The following is a 12,950-nucleotide window of genomic DNA, read 5'->3' as shown; positions in this document are numbered from 1 at the left end:
CAGCGCCGGAAGACGCGCACAGCCAGACGGAGGACCGGGTGGCTCAAGGCTTCATCGATTGGGCAAGTCTCACTGAGGTGGCGAACAGCTACGCCGGCCCCATGCGCGATGCTTACCGCTGGTCAGCGGTGTCGAGCATCCAAGCCACCTGCGGCATCGTCCATGGGCGACAGTTTCGGGTTTTGCCGAGCCCAGGCAGCAGACGCCTGTCCACCAAGGGGCCCCATGACGTCCTGCGGATGGCAGTAACCGACCTCGTCGACAGCGCGCAACTGCCATCGAACACAGTGGACCGCACCGCTACCGACGTCAAACGTTGGGCGCAGGACAACACGACTCGCCTCCGCCAGATCGTCGACACCTGCATGTCGGACCCCGACAAGCTGTACGGGCCGAAGTGTGGTTTTGATCAATGGCTGGCCACCGCCTTGGGCGCCAACCGAGAGGCAACGACGTTGCGGGTCGGCGGCTTGTTCGACCTCAGCCTCCGTGCGCCGTTGTCCGCGGTCCTTGAAGTCGGCGACCAAGAGCTGGCACGGGCCTGGGAGCACTCCTCGGAAGCAGCCACGCTCGGCACCGACAGCGACTTGTACGAGCTGGTGAGCCGGGCCCACGTGCTGTCCATCCTGCTTCGCGGCCGGTACCACGATCTCGTCGCTCGTAGCGCCGGCATCCAGGTCATGCACCACCCGATCCGCGGCCCGTTACTTCCCGAGCTCCCGGAGGCGGATCTTCCGCCCGTCCCGTACGAACTGACCAACAGCGAACGTTTCATGGCCCAACTGCTCTGGGCCAGTGGGTTCGCGGAACGAGACGCCGATCGCCGGATCCGTCTCTGGGCGGACAACGTCCGACTGGTACGGACCGCGGTCTTGGCAGAACTGATCGACCTTCCTCATCGAACAAGCGAGACCCGGGCACTCGATACCGCCGTCGACGCCGCCCGCAACGCCGGAGTTCGGGCGCACTCCCGCCTCGTCGACGATGGCATCGACCTACTTCTTGCGGCCGGCGTCGGAGCGCTCACCAGTTTCGTGGTCAACGGATGGCCTGACATGGTCACGACCCTCGCCACTTACGCCGGCTCACGCAAAGAGCAGCTCGGTGCACGAGTCGCCAAGCAGGTCTTCGACAGCAACCGACGCCTGAGGCACTTGGCCGAAACACCTGGTCGGGTCACCGGACGATTCGCGTCCCCTGGCGAACCCCGAATGGCAGGCGGTGACGCGTAAGAAAGCCATGAAGTCGTCCGGCGAAGATGTTTCCCAGCTCAGAGTCACCGCGAGTGCTCCGAACGCGCTCGGCGAGTGGATGGCACTACAAATGACTGATGGGCCCCGCGGTCACCGTCGGGCGACAGGTGCGAAATTTGCGCCGCACGTCCTCGCCGGACTCGTCCTCGGTAGTTGGCTCGTAGGGATCCAGGCTCCTGGCGGGTATGCCGAAATTTAGCCGTCGGCTCCTGTAGGCGGTGGTGTGGCCTCGCACGTCTCGAACTTCTCGCAGACAATCCGCCGCGGATCATCGTGCTCGAAGACTCGCACGTAGCAGGCGACCCGGAAACGGCGTGTTTGCTCGTCGGTCCAGTCGCCGTTCGGAACCCATGTCCACCATAGGTTGCCGACAGGGTCCCGGTCCGGGCTGACCCGGTCAGCGCGCGGACGATCAGGGGAGAACCCGAGGCCACGCCACCAGATGTCGACGCGCTTCACCACGGCCGCGGGAGGTTTCGGCTCGCTGAGATCGCGCCAGCGAGGAAACAGCACTTTGAACTCTTTCAGCTCCCAGTGGCTGCTCACGTGTCCGCCTTTGGGCCGATCGAGGTTGGCAGGACCGCGAACAGCTCGCACACGATCCGATGTTCGGCCTCGATGATGCGGTAGGCGCACACCACCCGCTGCAGACCGCTGTCTAGATCGGGCAGGTAGGTCACCGGGGCTTGCCATACGTTTTCCTCACCGTCGACCAAGACGGCGTTGCCCCTTGGACGGTCAACGCGGGTGCTGATCCACCTTTGGATGTCGGCATAAACCTCGCCGGGGAGCGGAACGGTCGGGCTCCACTCGTGGAGCTTCGATTCGAAGTCGTCGAGCCGCCACGGGCCATACGGTTCGGCCATACCGCTCCCTCGCAGGTCAGGAGGCTTGCTGCGCCTTATGTGTCTTCCAGAGTTCTTCGGCCTGGGCGCGTTCGGCCCGGTTGGGCCGTTCGTCGTCGGGGTCGTTGGTTTCGTCGTCGCGGCGGAACCAGTCACGCAGGATGTCCGGGTCGATGCGCCCGCCGCCTCCTGGCTTGGTCGCGGCCTGCCACGGCTGCGATGACTGGATGAGGGTGCGAAGGTCGGCCGGCGACAGGGCGCCGTAGCGCTCGATGACGTAGCCGATGGTGTTGAGCGGGCCTTCGCTGTCCGGCTGCTCTGCCGGGCTTCCGTCGGCGTCCGGGACCGAGACACCGCGGTCGGTGGCGGTGATGGGTTCGTCGAACAGCGGAGTGTCGAAGTGGGCGATGTGGTGGCCCTGGACGAAGAACAGCAGCGAGTATTTTTTGGCGAGTTTCAGGCCCGGGCGGCGGGCATCGATGGCGGCGATGACGGAGTTGGCGCTCGTAGTCATCGGCGCACCGTATTTCGCGCCGTCCTTGATCGCATTCCTTTGGACGGACGGAACTTGGAGACTCGCCGCGATTGGCACGCTGCCCCTCTCACTCCGTCAACGTGATGCGTACTCACAGTAATAGTGTCGTCCGTCCGACTCTGTCCTCGATCCGACTAGCCGTTGATATTCATCGATTTGATCTTTCCTGCTCGGGGTCACTTCGCGTGCACGGCACTTCCAGTGACGCCGCACTCTTAGTGGTCTGCAGCCGGGTGCGACGAGCGATGGGCCGTCGATGCCCGCGATTAGGGTGTCCTTGGGATCGGCCCAGAGGTGCAACAGGCGGGAATGCGGAGCGGCGGAGTCGCCGACGAGGCGGTGGCCACGCGTGAGGTTGTCCGGGCCACCAGCGAGCGCTTCGAAGTGCCCACGCCAGTCGCTGAGCCGCGCCGTTGGTGGCAATGTAACTTCAGGCAGTCATGAACCGTTCGATTGGCAAGCCCGGCACCGACTTGCTCGACATCATCAGGCTCATCCTCGACCCGGCTACCCGACCAGGCGCTCCGTTGGATCGGTGCCGCCGTTGGTAGCGATGTCACACCAGACGATGTCGAACTGGTCTCCGAACTCCTTCTGGCGCCCGCACGGTGCTGAGGCGCTAGCCCGCCGCCGTTCGGCGGCAGACCGCGTTAGCCCAGCGAAGCCACGCGCCGGGCACCTCGCGCGCGAGATGCCCGGCGACGCTGCCGCAGGAGGCGCACCCCGCGGTACCGGCGGACGAACGATCGCCTGCCCCTTGCGAACATCAAGTCGTCCGGCGAAATGTTTTCCCAGCTCAGAGTCGCCGAGAGTGCTCTGAACGTGCTCGGCGAGCGGATAGCACCCATCAGCGCTGGGCGCCCGCGGTCACCGCCGGGCACACCGAATCGCGTGTGCGCGAAATTTGCTCGACACGTCCTCCGAACAGCAACGAACCCCCACCGGTTGACCAGACGGCACCGGTGGGCACCCGACGGGACACCCGGGCACTCGTGGATATCCCCAGCTAGGTACGATATGGGCCGTAGGCCCTCGTAGCTCAGGGGATAGAGCATCGGTTTCCTAAACCGTGTGTCGCAGGTTCGATTCCTGCCGGGGGCACGCTGTGATGTCTCGTGACATCGGAATAGCCCGGACCTACGTTCTCGTAGGTCCGGGCTATCTGTTTGTGTTGCGCTGCGACTGTGGCTCATTGCTGGGCGACGAACGCTGCCAGTCGTTCACTCACCGGGCTGATATGAGGACGCGGCGGCCGGGTGTAGTAGTCCGGTTTGATCTCGCGGAGCAGGTTCTCGGCGTCACGGCTCCAGTCGAATTTCGGCCGCTTCAGCAACCGCCGGAACACGATGGTCGCCTTGTCCGGGTCCTGCTCGGCCAGCCGCCGGAGCACCATCGGCTCCACGCTGTCATCGTGCAGGTACTGCAGCGTGTGTTCACGCCACCGGCGGCGCCGCAGCAGGTCGGGGTTGGCGAATGCCTGCGCGACGAGGCCGAACTCGGCGTAGAAGCCGATTCCGTCCGTCTCGTCATAGATCAGCGCCACCGTGTCGGAGTCGACCATCGCCGGCGACAACGTCACCGCGACTCCGGCGGGTGGTCCGTCGGGTTCCGGTCGGCCGAGGATCTCCTCCCGGCAGAACGCGTAGAAGGCGTTCAACCTCTCCTGCGCCTGCTCACCGGGGACCACGACCAGGTCGGAGCCGAAGAACCTGACGAACCGATCCCGGTCGGCGCGCTGCTGCTCCCACGCCAGCGCCAGCTTGTCCGGGTTCCGGAACACCGCCTCCGGGGTCCGCAACGCCATGTCCATCGCCAGCCCGTAAGCGATATCCCGTTCAGCGGCGCGCAGCAAGGTGATCGGGCCGGACAGCATCCACTCGTCACCAACCGCGACCAGACGGGCGATGAGGAAAGACCCGCGTGGCGTACGCCGGAAGATGCCGGGTCCCATGTTGGAACGCACCCGATAGGTCAGGTCGTCCACCAGGCTCTGCACCAGCAGCGCCGGACCATCGCGGCGAAGCACCTCGAACGGGCCCTGCACGACGTCCCGCCAGCCCAGCAGCATCTCCCGCTCCGCCTCGGGCAACTGCGGGTTCGCCGCGACGAACTGCTCCACCACGGTGCGGCCGTTGACCAGCTTGTGCTCCAGCACGAAGCAGTCCCACAGCAGGATCAGCCGCTGCTCGTCGAGTTCCTCTGACCCGCTGCCGTACCTGTCGAGGAACTCGGACGCGGCACGTTCGTACCGGGGCCGCTGGGAGAACGCCACCAGCTCACCCTTGAGATCACCCGCCCGTTCCAAAACTGCTGGATCAACCACCGGCGCTCCCGATCATGAATCCGATATGGATCGGACAACCCTACCGACGGTTCTGAACGGCTTCACTCGTGTGGGTGAAACCGCCTCGCCATGCACGGGCCTGGACAGCGCGGCGGGCGGTGATGCTGTCGCCCGGATGAGCCCCTCCAAGGCGACCTACGAGCGTGCCGGGGAGCTGGTGCTGGTGTTGTCGAAGCACTTCCGGGCCACCGGCGAGGTCGACAGCCTGGACCGCGCCGAGCGGGTCTGCCAGAAGTATCCGGCGGTGGGGGCTTTGTATCTTCCGCAGATCCGGGAGATGCACGGGCAGCCTGCCTAAGGCGGGCTTGACTATGACGCTGCGTCAACCCTCCATGCTGGCGGGCATGAGTGGTGAGGCGATTCGGGTTCATGGCCTGGAAAAGTCGTTCAAGGAGCTGCGTGTGCTGCGCGGCGTGGAATTTGAGGTGGTCAAGGGGAGCATTTTCGCGTTGCTCGGGTCGAATGGGGCCGGGAAGACCACCGTGGTGAAGATTTTGTCCACCTTGTTGAAGGCGGATGGCGGGGCTGCACAGGTCAACGGTTTTGATGTCGGGACGCAGGCTGCGGAGGTGCGGAAGTCGATCAGTCTCACCGGGCAGTTCGCGGCGGTGGACGAGATTCTGACCGGGCGGGAGAATCTTGTTCTGGTTGCCAGGCTGCGGCATCTCGAGGGGGCGGGTGCGATCGCGGATGCGCTGCTGGAGCGGTTCTCGCTGAGTGAGGCCGGCGGGCGGCGGGTGGCGACCTATTCCGGGGGGATGCGGCGACGGCTGGACATCGCCATGAGCCTGATCGGGGAGCCGCCGGTTATTTTTCTCGATGAGCCGACCGCCGGGCTTGATCCGGAGGGGCGGATCGAGGTGTGGGCGGCGGTGAAGGAGCTCGCGAAGGGTGGTACGACCGTGCTGCTCACGACGCAGTATCTGGATGAGGCGGAGCAGCTCGCCGATCGGATCGCGATCCTGCACGAGGGGCGGATTCTGGTGAACGGGACGCTGCAGGAGCTCAAGCGGTTGTTGCCGGCCGCCGAGGTGGAGTATGTCGAGAAGCAGCCGACGCTTGAGGATGTCTTTCTGAGCCTGGTGGGGAGCCGGAAATGATTCGGGACACCGCTACTCTGCTGGGCCGGTCGCTGCGTCATATCGCGCGCAGCCCGGACACCATCATCACGACTGCGATCATGCCGGTTGCCTTCATGCTGCTGTTTGTGTACGTGTTCGGGGGCGCGATCCGGACGGGGTCGGACTCGTACGTCAACTATCAGCTGCCCGGCATTCTGCTCATCACGATCGCGTCGGGGATCGCGTACACCGCTTATCGGTTGTTCCTGGATCTGCAGAGTGGGATCTTCGAGCGCTTCCAGTCGATGCCGATCGCGCGGTCAGCCGTGTTGTGGGCGCATGTGCTGACGTCCCTGATCGCGAACCTGATCTCGCTGGTGGTCGTTGTCCTCGTTGCCCTGGTGATGGGGTTCCGGAGCGGGGCGAACTTCTGGGCGTGGCTCGGGGCCGCCGGGATTCTGGTGTTGTTCACGCTGGCGCTGACGTGGATCGCCGTGATTCCCGGGCTCACCGCGAAGTCCGTGGACGGTGCGAGTGCTTTCTCGTACCCGCTGATATTTCTGCCTTTCATCAGTTCGGCTTTTGTGCCCACTGATTCCATGCCCGGGCCGGTGCGTGCCTTCGCGGAGCATCAGCCGGCGACCGCCATCGTCAACACGATCCGGGATCTGTTCGCCCAGGAGTCGGTCGGTAACGGCGTCTGGATCGCCCTCGGCTGGTGCCTCGGGGTTCTTCTGGTCGCCTATGTGCTGGCCACCGTGACCTATCGCCGCAAGATCGCCTGACGAGAATGCTGACGATCAGCCAGGTAGCGGCCTACGCCGGCGTTACGGTGCGGGCGGTGCGGCATTATCACCAGATCGGATTGCTGCCCGAGCCGGAGCGGGATGCTTCCGGATATCGACGGTACGGGCCGACGGCGGTCCTGCGGCTCGTCAAGATCCGCACGCTCGCCGACGCCGGGGTGCCGCTGGCTCGGATCGCTCGGATGCTCGAAGCCGGCGCGCCCGCCTTCGCCGAGGCGATCGCCCAGATCGATGATCAACTGCGGGGCGAGATTGACCGGCTGGAGACCAGCCGCAAGCAGATCGCGCAGCTCACCAGCGGGGAGGGCCTGACGCTTCCGCCGGAGGTGGTCGCCTATCTCGATCGGCTCCGGGAGATCGGGGTGACCGGGCGGGTGATGGAGGGTGAGCGGGACGGATGGATCCTGATCACGGCTCGCTGGCCCGACCGCGTCCGCGAATGGATTCCGGCGAAATTCGAGGAGCTGAAGGACCCGAGGGTCGTGAAGCTCTACCAGATCCTCTCCACGATCGCTGACAGCACGGCGATCGACGAGCCACTTCTGGTGGAGGCCGCCGACATCATGGCTGAGCTCGCCGAGCAGGCGGCCGCTGCCGGCCACACCGACCTGGACCCGGATGCCAAGGACGACCTGCCGTTCGATCTTCTGGATGCTCTCGCTGTGGAGTACGACCCGCGGGCGACCCGGATGCGGGAACTCATGCGCGAGCGCGGCTGGGTCAGTTGGACCCGGATGGAGCGGGTCACGGAGTAGCTTCGAGTCATGGCCAGATTCACGGTGAGCTCGGAGGTGGGCGCTCCCGCGACGAAGGTCTGGGACGCCCTGGTTGATTGGCCGCGGCATGGGGACTGGGTGCCGCTCACGCGCGTGTGGGTGACGACGGATCGGGCCGATGGGGTCGGGGCGGAGTTTGTCGGGCGGACCGGTGTGGGGCCGGTCGCGTTCGACGATCCGATGCGGGTGGTCCGGTGGGAGCCGCCGGACGGCGACGAGCGGGGGTTCTGTGAGGTCGTGAAGCTCGGCCGAGTGCTGCACGGCCGGGCCTGGTTCTCGCTGACGCCCCTGCCCGGCGGCCGGTGCCGGGTCGTCTGGGACGAGGACGTGACGGTGACGCCGGTGCGGGTGACCCGGTTCGGTGCGCCGCTGTTGTCCCTGGTCGGCAAGGCGGGTTTCGTAATGATGCTGAAAGCGATGTCCCGCGAGGTCGAGGGGCGTTAGCCCCTTTCGGCGGCGACGAGTTCGCGGACGGCGGGGGCCACCTCGGCGGCGAATTCCTCGATGGCGGACGGGTCGTCGGTGGCGAGGATGAAGGTGCTGATGCCGTGTTCGAGGGTGAGGCCGGCGAGGTCTTCGGCCCACTGCTCGGCCGGGCCGTCCAGGAATGAGCGGCCGAATTGGCTGAACGTGCCGTTGATGTTGAGCAGGCGGCGCACAGCGGCCGGTTCGCGACCGGCAGCGAGCGCGCTGTCGTCGACGTGCTTGTTGATCTCGGCGTAGTCGGCCGGGCCGCCCTTGAGGTACGAGAGCGACGGCAGCACCCCGTCGGCGGCCTTACCGATCAGGCGCAGCATCTTCGGCTTGTACGCGCCGACCCAGATGCTCATGTCGTGCGCCGGCGCCGGGCCGCGTTTGAGACCGGATACCTGGTAATACTCGCCATGAATGTTCACCGGGCCGGTAGCCGAAGAATCCCACACCGCGCGGACAACCTTGATCGCCTCGCCGAGCGCCGCGACGGACTCACCGGCGGAAAGACGCCGAGCACCCATCGCCTCGATGCCGTCCCAGAAAGCGCCGGCTCCCAGCGCCATTTCGATGCGGCCGCCGCTCAGCCTGTCCAGGCTCGCGTGACTACGGGCCAGCAGGGCCGGCTGCCGTAACGGAAGGCTCAAGACGTTGCCACTCAAACGGATCCGGGACGTGAGCGCCGCGGCGTACGAAATCAAGGTCCAGGTGTCATGAAAGCGCGGCAGATAGGGGTGGTCCTGAAATGTAGCCAGGTCGAGCCCGGCCCGATCGGCGACCACGGCCAGCTCGACCGCCTGCTGCACCGGCTGGGCCGTGGGCGTGATGAACGTACCGAAAAGCAGGTCGTGGCCGTAGTCGGTCATCGCGTCTCCACAGTGATGTTGAAGTTGTCGCGGAAGAGGTTGTGCGGGTCGTAACGCAGTTTCAGCTCGCGCAGCCGCACGAGAGTGGCCGGCGGGAATGCGTTTTCGAGTGCCGAGAGGTCGGTCTCGAAGCTCAGGTAGAGACCCTCGAAATGCTCGCTGAGCTCGGCCCACGCGGCATCCACCCGGCGCTTCGAGGAGCCCATCACGATGACCGAGAAATTCGCTGACCGATGGGCGTACGCGGTGGCATCCGAAGGCACATCGCTGATCGCCCCGCCGACCGTGCGGATCTGGAACCAATGCACCGCGCCGCTGTTCAGCAACGTGACGGCTGCCCGGGCGAATTCCGGCGTCAGGTGTTCGATCAGGCCTGAGCGTGAGGTCGGTTCGCCCGCGCCCTGGTGATAGCCGTCGGCCGCGTTCGCCATGACTCCCGCGTACGGCGTGAGAATGACGTTCTGCTGATAGAGCGGGGCCACCGCGGCGATCGGCTGGAGCTGTTCGACGATCGTTTCGGGGTCGTCGTTGTCGACCACGGCCATCAGCTGGGCGAAAGCGGGTTGTCCGGCGCGGGGTGGGCCCATGATGAGCTGGCCGCTGACGTCGCGCGGTGCGGCCTCGATCGCCCGGCCCCATTTGACCAGCAGCTCGGCCTGGTCGTCGGCGGCCACCACGAGTTGCGCGAAACCGACGTTGCCGACCTCGTACACCTCGAATTCAAAGGACGTGACGACGCCGAAATTGGCGCCGGCACCCCGCACTGCCCAGAAGAGATCCGCATTCTCGGTGGCTGAGGCGCGCACGATCGAGCCGTCGGCGAGGACCATTTCCACGGCGGTCAGGTGGTCGATGGTGAGGCCGTGTTTACGGGCCAGCCAGCCGACCCCGCCCGCGGTCGCCAGACCCCCGACGCCCACGCCGCCATAGTCGCCCGAGCTCAGCGCCCAGCCGTACGGAAGCAGTGCCTGCGCCACGTCCGCCCAGCGTGCGCCCGGCCCGACCCGGATGAGGCGCCGCGACTCGTCGAGGATCTCGATCGTGTTCAGCGCCGCGACGCTGAGCACGATGCCACCGTCGTTCGTGGAGCGTCCGCTGACCCCGTGGCCGGCGCTGCGCACGCTGAACGGCAGCTCGGGGTGCTCGCGGACGTAGGCGAGCGCGTCCACGACCTCGGCGGTGGTGCGCGGTCGCAGCACGAGGCCCGGAGCGCCGCCGCGCATATAGGTCGATCGGACTCGCGCGTAGTCCAGGTCGCCCGGTTCGACGGCGGTTTCGGCGAGGCTCGTGGGGAGGGAGTCGTAGGCGATGCCGGGGCGGCGCTTTGCGCGTACTGATGCGGGTCGAAAGACGGACGGCCCTGCGGCTTCCCGCAAGCCTTCCCACGACGTGAGTTCGGGAACACCACGCACGAGGAAGGTGTCCGCGCCGAGCGTGAGAAGATCATCCGCGGTCAGTCCCGGCTCGATGATCAAAATCCGACGAACCTCGAGCGGGTCACGCCCGGCTTCTGCCGCGGCCTCATCAATCGACTTGTACGCCGTGACGAGATCATCAATGTCCTCCGAGGCAGCAACCCAGCCATCCGCCGTACGCCCGGCGAGCTGCTCGTTCCCGCTCAGCCACAGCGGGATCCGGTGCGCCGGCAGCGGCCCGCGCTGGGCCTGCGGGACCCGGTGGTGCCTGCCGAGATGGCGCAGCGGACCGGTCTCCCCCGCGTCCAGGACGCCGCGCACGATATCGGTCACCTCGTTGAGATGATCGCCACTGAGCCCGAGGTTGAGCCGCCCACCGGAGAGCAGGTCGAGGCTGGCCGCCGCGCGGGCGAGCACGGTGGGCTCCCGCTGCGACACATCGAGCCCGATGACGGCGAGCCCGATCCGCTCGGTCCGCCCGGCGATCCAGGTCAGCAGCGTCCAGGGGTCTTCGGCGGGCGCGGGGCTGCCGGAGACCGCCACGAGGTCGTAGCCCAGTTCCTCGGCGCGGACCGCGTCGGCCACCGTGGTGACCAGTGCGCCGAACCGTAGCGGGTGCTTCATCGCGGTAGCCCTCCACGAACCGTGGTTGATGTGTCAACTCGTTGATACATCAACCAGCCGGTGATCTGCAAACAGACGTAATATCCAACGCGTGACCACGACCCCCGACGTCTCCGCCGCGTGGCAGGCGTACCAGCGCATGCGGATGCTGCTGAACGGGCAGATCAACCGCGAGCTGGGCCGCTCCACCGGGCTGTCGGAGGCCGACTACGACATCCTGTTCTTCCTGGAGCAGTCCCAGGACAGCAGTGTGCGCTCCATCGCCCTGCGCTGTGGCCTGGCCTGGGAGAAATCCCGCCTGTCACACCAGCTGCGCCGGATGGAGCAGCGCGGACTGATCGAAAAAGCCCCGGGCGCGGTGATCCACCTCACCGACAAGGGTCGCGAACAGATCGCCGCCGCGCGCGACTGCCACGAAGCCGCTGTCCGGCGCTACTTCGGCGACGTCCTCTCCGCCGAGCAACTCACCGCGCTCGCCACGATCTCCGACCAGGTCGTGGCCAGGCTCACGCAGGATCTGCCGCACCACGCGCACTAAAGTCGAGATCATGCCCATTCTTCAGGTCATCGTGGCCAGTACGCGTCCCGGCCGCATCGGCCTCCCGATCGCCACCTGGGCGGCCGAGGCCGCATCCCAGGTCGGCGCGTTCGACGTCGAGCTGGTCGACCTCGCGGAGTTCGACCTGCCCCTGCTGGACGAGCCCAACCACCCGCGGCTGCGCCAGTACACCAAAGAGCACACCCTGCGCTGGAGCGAGACCATCGCCCGCGGCGACGCCTTCGTGATCGTGCACCCCGAATACAACTACAGCTTCAACGCCACGATCAAGAACGCCATCGACTACCTCCACCAGGAATGGGCGGACAAGCCGGTCGCCTTCGTGAGCTACGGCGGCGTCTCCGCCGGCCTCCGCGCCACCCAGGCCCTCAAGCAGGTCGTCACCACCCTGCGCATGGTCCCCATCTTCGAAGCGGTCCCGATCCCCTTCGCCGGCCAGTTCCTCAACGACGAGGGCGAATTCACCCCCAACGAGGTCATCACCGCGGGCATCGCCCCAATGGTGAACGAACTGGCCCGCCTGCACGGTGCACTCTCCACGCTGCGCAAGTAACGGTCGCGGGGCGGCTGCGCGAAGCCGCCCCGTCCTCAGTAGCCCAGATCGGCCGCGAGAACCTTGAGTTTGTCGGGGAGGTCGATCGTGGGGACGGGGCGGGCCTGTTGGACCGCGCCGGTCTGGATCTTTTCCTGCCAGTCGCCGAGGCCTGCCACGAGCGGGCCGTGGTCGGCATTGCCGTAGTCGACCATGGCGGGCTGGAAGTCGACCCCGAGGTAGTTGCAGATCTTCTTGGCTTCCGCGGCCGGGTCGCGGGTGAGGTCCTCGTAGCGGACCGTGTGGCCGCCCGGGAGGTTGGTGCGGGCCTCGCGCAACGCGGTCAGGTATTTGGTGACGCTGGCGATTGCTTCCTCCTCAGTCTGCGCGGTGCGGGCGCGTTGCCAGGAGTCGAGGATGGCGGCGGGGTGGCGTAGGAGGTAGATGAATTTGGCGTCGGGGAAGGCCTGGCCGACGCGGGACCATTGGAAGACCAGGTTGGGGGTCTTCTCCACCAGGATCTTCTTGCCGCTGTTCTGCAGGGCGCGGGTGAGGAGCCGGTCCCAGACCATGTTCTGCAGTTCGCGTTCGTTGAAGCCGAGGGCGTCCATTGCTTTCTGGGCGGCCGGGATCTCGAGTTTCACCCTGACGTGGGCCAGATGGAGCTCGTGCGGGGCGTACACGTCGGTGTGGCTGTCGAGGATCATGCGGAGCAGGGTTGAGCCGGAGCGCACCGACGAGAAGATGAAGGCCGGTGCGGACAGCTCGCGGTGGGGGTTCGGGATCAGCCGGAGCTTGCCTTCGCGCCGGACGACCTGCATGCCGGTGCTGCGCGCCAAACGGACATTAACCCTTTTTCGCCA

General features: G+C 66.4%; 15 protein-coding genes and 1 tRNA gene. 9 read left to right on the top strand and 7 right to left on the bottom strand.

Features of this window, described 5'->3' with window-relative positions:
• The first annotated feature begins 38 nt into the window (after window positions 1–38).
• Window positions 39–1,232: a hypothetical protein gene (locus Aco04nite_RS02275; protein WP_212995531.1), complete on the top strand. Its 1,194-nt coding sequence runs from the start codon at window positions 39–41 to the stop codon at window positions 1,230–1,232.
• A 216-nt stretch (window positions 1,233–1,448) separates the two neighbouring features.
• Here the strand turns inward: Aco04nite_RS02275 and Aco04nite_RS02270 are convergent, their stop codons facing one another.
• Genes Aco04nite_RS02270 through Aco04nite_RS02260 form a run of 3 tightly spaced genes read right to left on the bottom strand, consistent with a single transcriptional unit; the run spans window position 1,449 to window position 2,612 of the window.
• Window positions 1,449–1,799 carry a hypothetical protein gene (locus Aco04nite_RS02270; protein ID WP_212995530.1) on the bottom strand — a complete coding sequence of 117 codons (351 nt, stop codon included), beginning with the start codon at window positions 1,797–1,799 and terminating at the stop codon, window positions 1,449–1,451.
• Complete coding sequence (locus Aco04nite_RS02265) at window positions 1,796–2,119, bottom strand: hypothetical protein (protein WP_212995529.1); 324 nt, start codon at window positions 2,117–2,119, stop codon at window positions 1,796–1,798. Before Aco04nite_RS02265 ends, Aco04nite_RS02270 begins: the two co-directional genes overlap by 4 nt.
• Window positions 2,120–2,135: 16 nt before the next feature.
• Complete coding sequence (locus Aco04nite_RS02260) at window positions 2,136–2,612, bottom strand: Panacea domain-containing protein (protein WP_212995528.1); 477 nt, start codon at window positions 2,610–2,612, stop codon at window positions 2,136–2,138.
• 1,049 nt (window positions 2,613–3,661) lie between these two features.
• Here Aco04nite_RS02260 and Aco04nite_RS02255 point away from each other — a divergent pair.
• Window positions 3,662–3,734, top strand: a tRNA-Arg gene (locus Aco04nite_RS02255).
• An 88-nt stretch (window positions 3,735–3,822) separates the two neighbouring features.
• Here the strand turns inward: Aco04nite_RS02255 and Aco04nite_RS02250 are convergent.
• Window positions 3,823–4,956: a hypothetical protein gene (locus Aco04nite_RS02250; RefSeq protein WP_212995527.1), complete on the bottom strand. Its 1,134-nt coding sequence runs from the start codon at window positions 4,954–4,956 to the stop codon at window positions 3,823–3,825.
• A 136-nt stretch (window positions 4,957–5,092) separates the two neighbouring features.
• On the opposite strand from Aco04nite_RS02250, the gene Aco04nite_RS02245 reads away from it, so the two are divergent.
• Genes Aco04nite_RS02245 through Aco04nite_RS02225 form a run of 5 tightly spaced genes read left to right on the top strand, consistent with a single transcriptional unit; the run spans window position 5,093 to window position 8,064 of the window.
• Complete coding sequence (locus tag Aco04nite_RS02245) at window positions 5,093–5,275, top strand: hypothetical protein (protein WP_212995526.1); 183 nt, start codon at window positions 5,093–5,095, stop codon at window positions 5,273–5,275.
• Window positions 5,276–5,288: 13 nt separating this feature from the next.
• On the top strand, window positions 5,289–6,077 hold the full coding sequence (locus Aco04nite_RS02240) for an ABC transporter ATP-binding protein (protein WP_280519301.1): 789 nt from the start codon (window positions 5,289–5,291) through the stop codon (window positions 6,075–6,077).
• The gene (locus Aco04nite_RS02235) at window positions 6,074–6,823 is read left to right on the top strand and encodes an ABC transporter permease (protein WP_212995525.1); all 750 of its coding nucleotides are present in this window, start codon (window positions 6,074–6,076) and stop codon (window positions 6,821–6,823) included. The genes Aco04nite_RS02240 and Aco04nite_RS02235 overlap by 4 nt, the downstream gene beginning before the upstream one ends.
• Before the next feature lie 5 nt (window positions 6,824–6,828).
• Complete coding sequence (locus tag Aco04nite_RS02230) at window positions 6,829–7,599, top strand: MerR family transcriptional regulator (RefSeq protein ID WP_212995524.1); 771 nt, start codon at window positions 6,829–6,831, stop codon at window positions 7,597–7,599.
• Between the two features lie 9 nt (window positions 7,600–7,608).
• Window positions 7,609–8,064 (top strand): SRPBCC family protein, encoded by a 456-nt coding sequence (locus tag Aco04nite_RS02225; protein WP_212995523.1) that lies wholly within the window; start codon window positions 7,609–7,611, stop codon window positions 8,062–8,064.
• Here the strand turns inward: Aco04nite_RS02225 and Aco04nite_RS02220 are convergent.
• Window positions 8,061–8,957, bottom strand: a complete 897-nt coding sequence (locus Aco04nite_RS02220) for an LLM class flavin-dependent oxidoreductase (protein ID WP_212995522.1) — start codon at window positions 8,955–8,957, stop codon at window positions 8,061–8,063. The two genes, Aco04nite_RS02225 and Aco04nite_RS02220, sit on opposite strands and share 4 nt — an antisense overlap.
• Complete coding sequence (locus Aco04nite_RS02215; protein WP_212995521.1) at window positions 8,954–10,996, bottom strand: LLM class flavin-dependent oxidoreductase; 2,043 nt, start codon at window positions 10,994–10,996, stop codon at window positions 8,954–8,956. The genes Aco04nite_RS02220 and Aco04nite_RS02215 overlap by 4 nt, the downstream gene beginning before the upstream one ends.
• A 91-nt stretch (window positions 10,997–11,087) precedes the next feature.
• Between Aco04nite_RS02215 and Aco04nite_RS02210 the strand changes: the two genes are divergently transcribed.
• The gene (locus tag Aco04nite_RS02210; RefSeq protein ID WP_212995520.1) at window positions 11,088–11,534 is read left to right on the top strand and encodes a MarR family winged helix-turn-helix transcriptional regulator; all 447 of its coding nucleotides are present in this window, start codon (window positions 11,088–11,090) and stop codon (window positions 11,532–11,534) included.
• A gap of 10 nt (window positions 11,535–11,544) precedes the next feature.
• A complete protein-coding gene (locus tag Aco04nite_RS02205; RefSeq protein WP_212995519.1) occupies window positions 11,545–12,108 on the top strand; it encodes an NADPH-dependent FMN reductase in 564 nt (187 codons plus the stop codon).
• Between the two features lie 35 nt (window positions 12,109–12,143).
• On the opposite strand, the gene Aco04nite_RS02200 is transcribed toward Aco04nite_RS02205, so the two are convergent.
• Window positions 12,144–12,926: a sulfotransferase family protein gene (locus tag Aco04nite_RS02200; protein ID WP_244875690.1), complete on the bottom strand. Its 783-nt coding sequence runs from the start codon at window positions 12,924–12,926 to the stop codon at window positions 12,144–12,146.
• Window positions 12,927–12,950 lie beyond the last annotated feature (24 nt).

The sequence above is a fragment of the Winogradskya consettensis genome, assembly GCF_018332715.1.
Classification (GTDB): domain Bacteria; phylum Actinomycetota; class Actinomycetes; order Mycobacteriales; family Micromonosporaceae; genus Actinoplanes; species Actinoplanes consettensis.
This window is presented reverse-complemented; position numbering and strand designations above follow the sequence as displayed.

What these genes read in the sequence shown, in the direction of transcription:
- Aco04nite_RS02265 (WP_212995529.1), bottom strand. Translation starts at nt 2,119, where the DNA reads ATGGCCGAACCGTATGGCCCGTGGCGGCTCGACGACTTCGAATCGAAG.
- Aco04nite_RS02225 (WP_212995523.1), top strand. Translation starts at nt 7,609, where the DNA reads ATGGCCAGATTCACGGTGAGCTCGGAGGTGGGCGCTCCCGCGACGAAG.
- Aco04nite_RS02230 (WP_212995524.1), top strand. Translation starts at nt 6,829, where the DNA reads ATGCTGACGATCAGCCAGGTAGCGGCCTACGCCGGCGTTACGGTGCGG.
- Aco04nite_RS02260 (WP_212995528.1), bottom strand. Translation starts at nt 2,612, where the DNA reads ATGACTACGAGCGCCAACTCCGTCATCGCCGCCATCGATGCCCGCCGC.
- Aco04nite_RS02220 (WP_212995522.1), bottom strand. Translation starts at nt 8,957, where the DNA reads ATGACCGACTACGGCCACGACCTGCTTTTCGGTACGTTCATCACGCCC.
- Aco04nite_RS02215 (WP_212995521.1), bottom strand. Translation starts at nt 10,996, where the DNA reads ATGAAGCACCCGCTACGGTTCGGCGCACTGGTCACCACGGTGGCCGAC.
- Aco04nite_RS02205 (WP_212995519.1), top strand. Translation starts at nt 11,545, where the DNA reads ATGCCCATTCTTCAGGTCATCGTGGCCAGTACGCGTCCCGGCCGCATC.
- Aco04nite_RS02240 (WP_280519301.1), top strand. Translation starts at nt 5,289, where the DNA reads ATGACGCTGCGTCAACCCTCCATGCTGGCGGGCATGAGTGGTGAGGCG.
- Aco04nite_RS02235 (WP_212995525.1), top strand. Translation starts at nt 6,074, where the DNA reads ATGATTCGGGACACCGCTACTCTGCTGGGCCGGTCGCTGCGTCATATC.
- Aco04nite_RS02245 (WP_212995526.1), top strand. Translation starts at nt 5,093, where the DNA reads ATGAGCCCCTCCAAGGCGACCTACGAGCGTGCCGGGGAGCTGGTGCTG.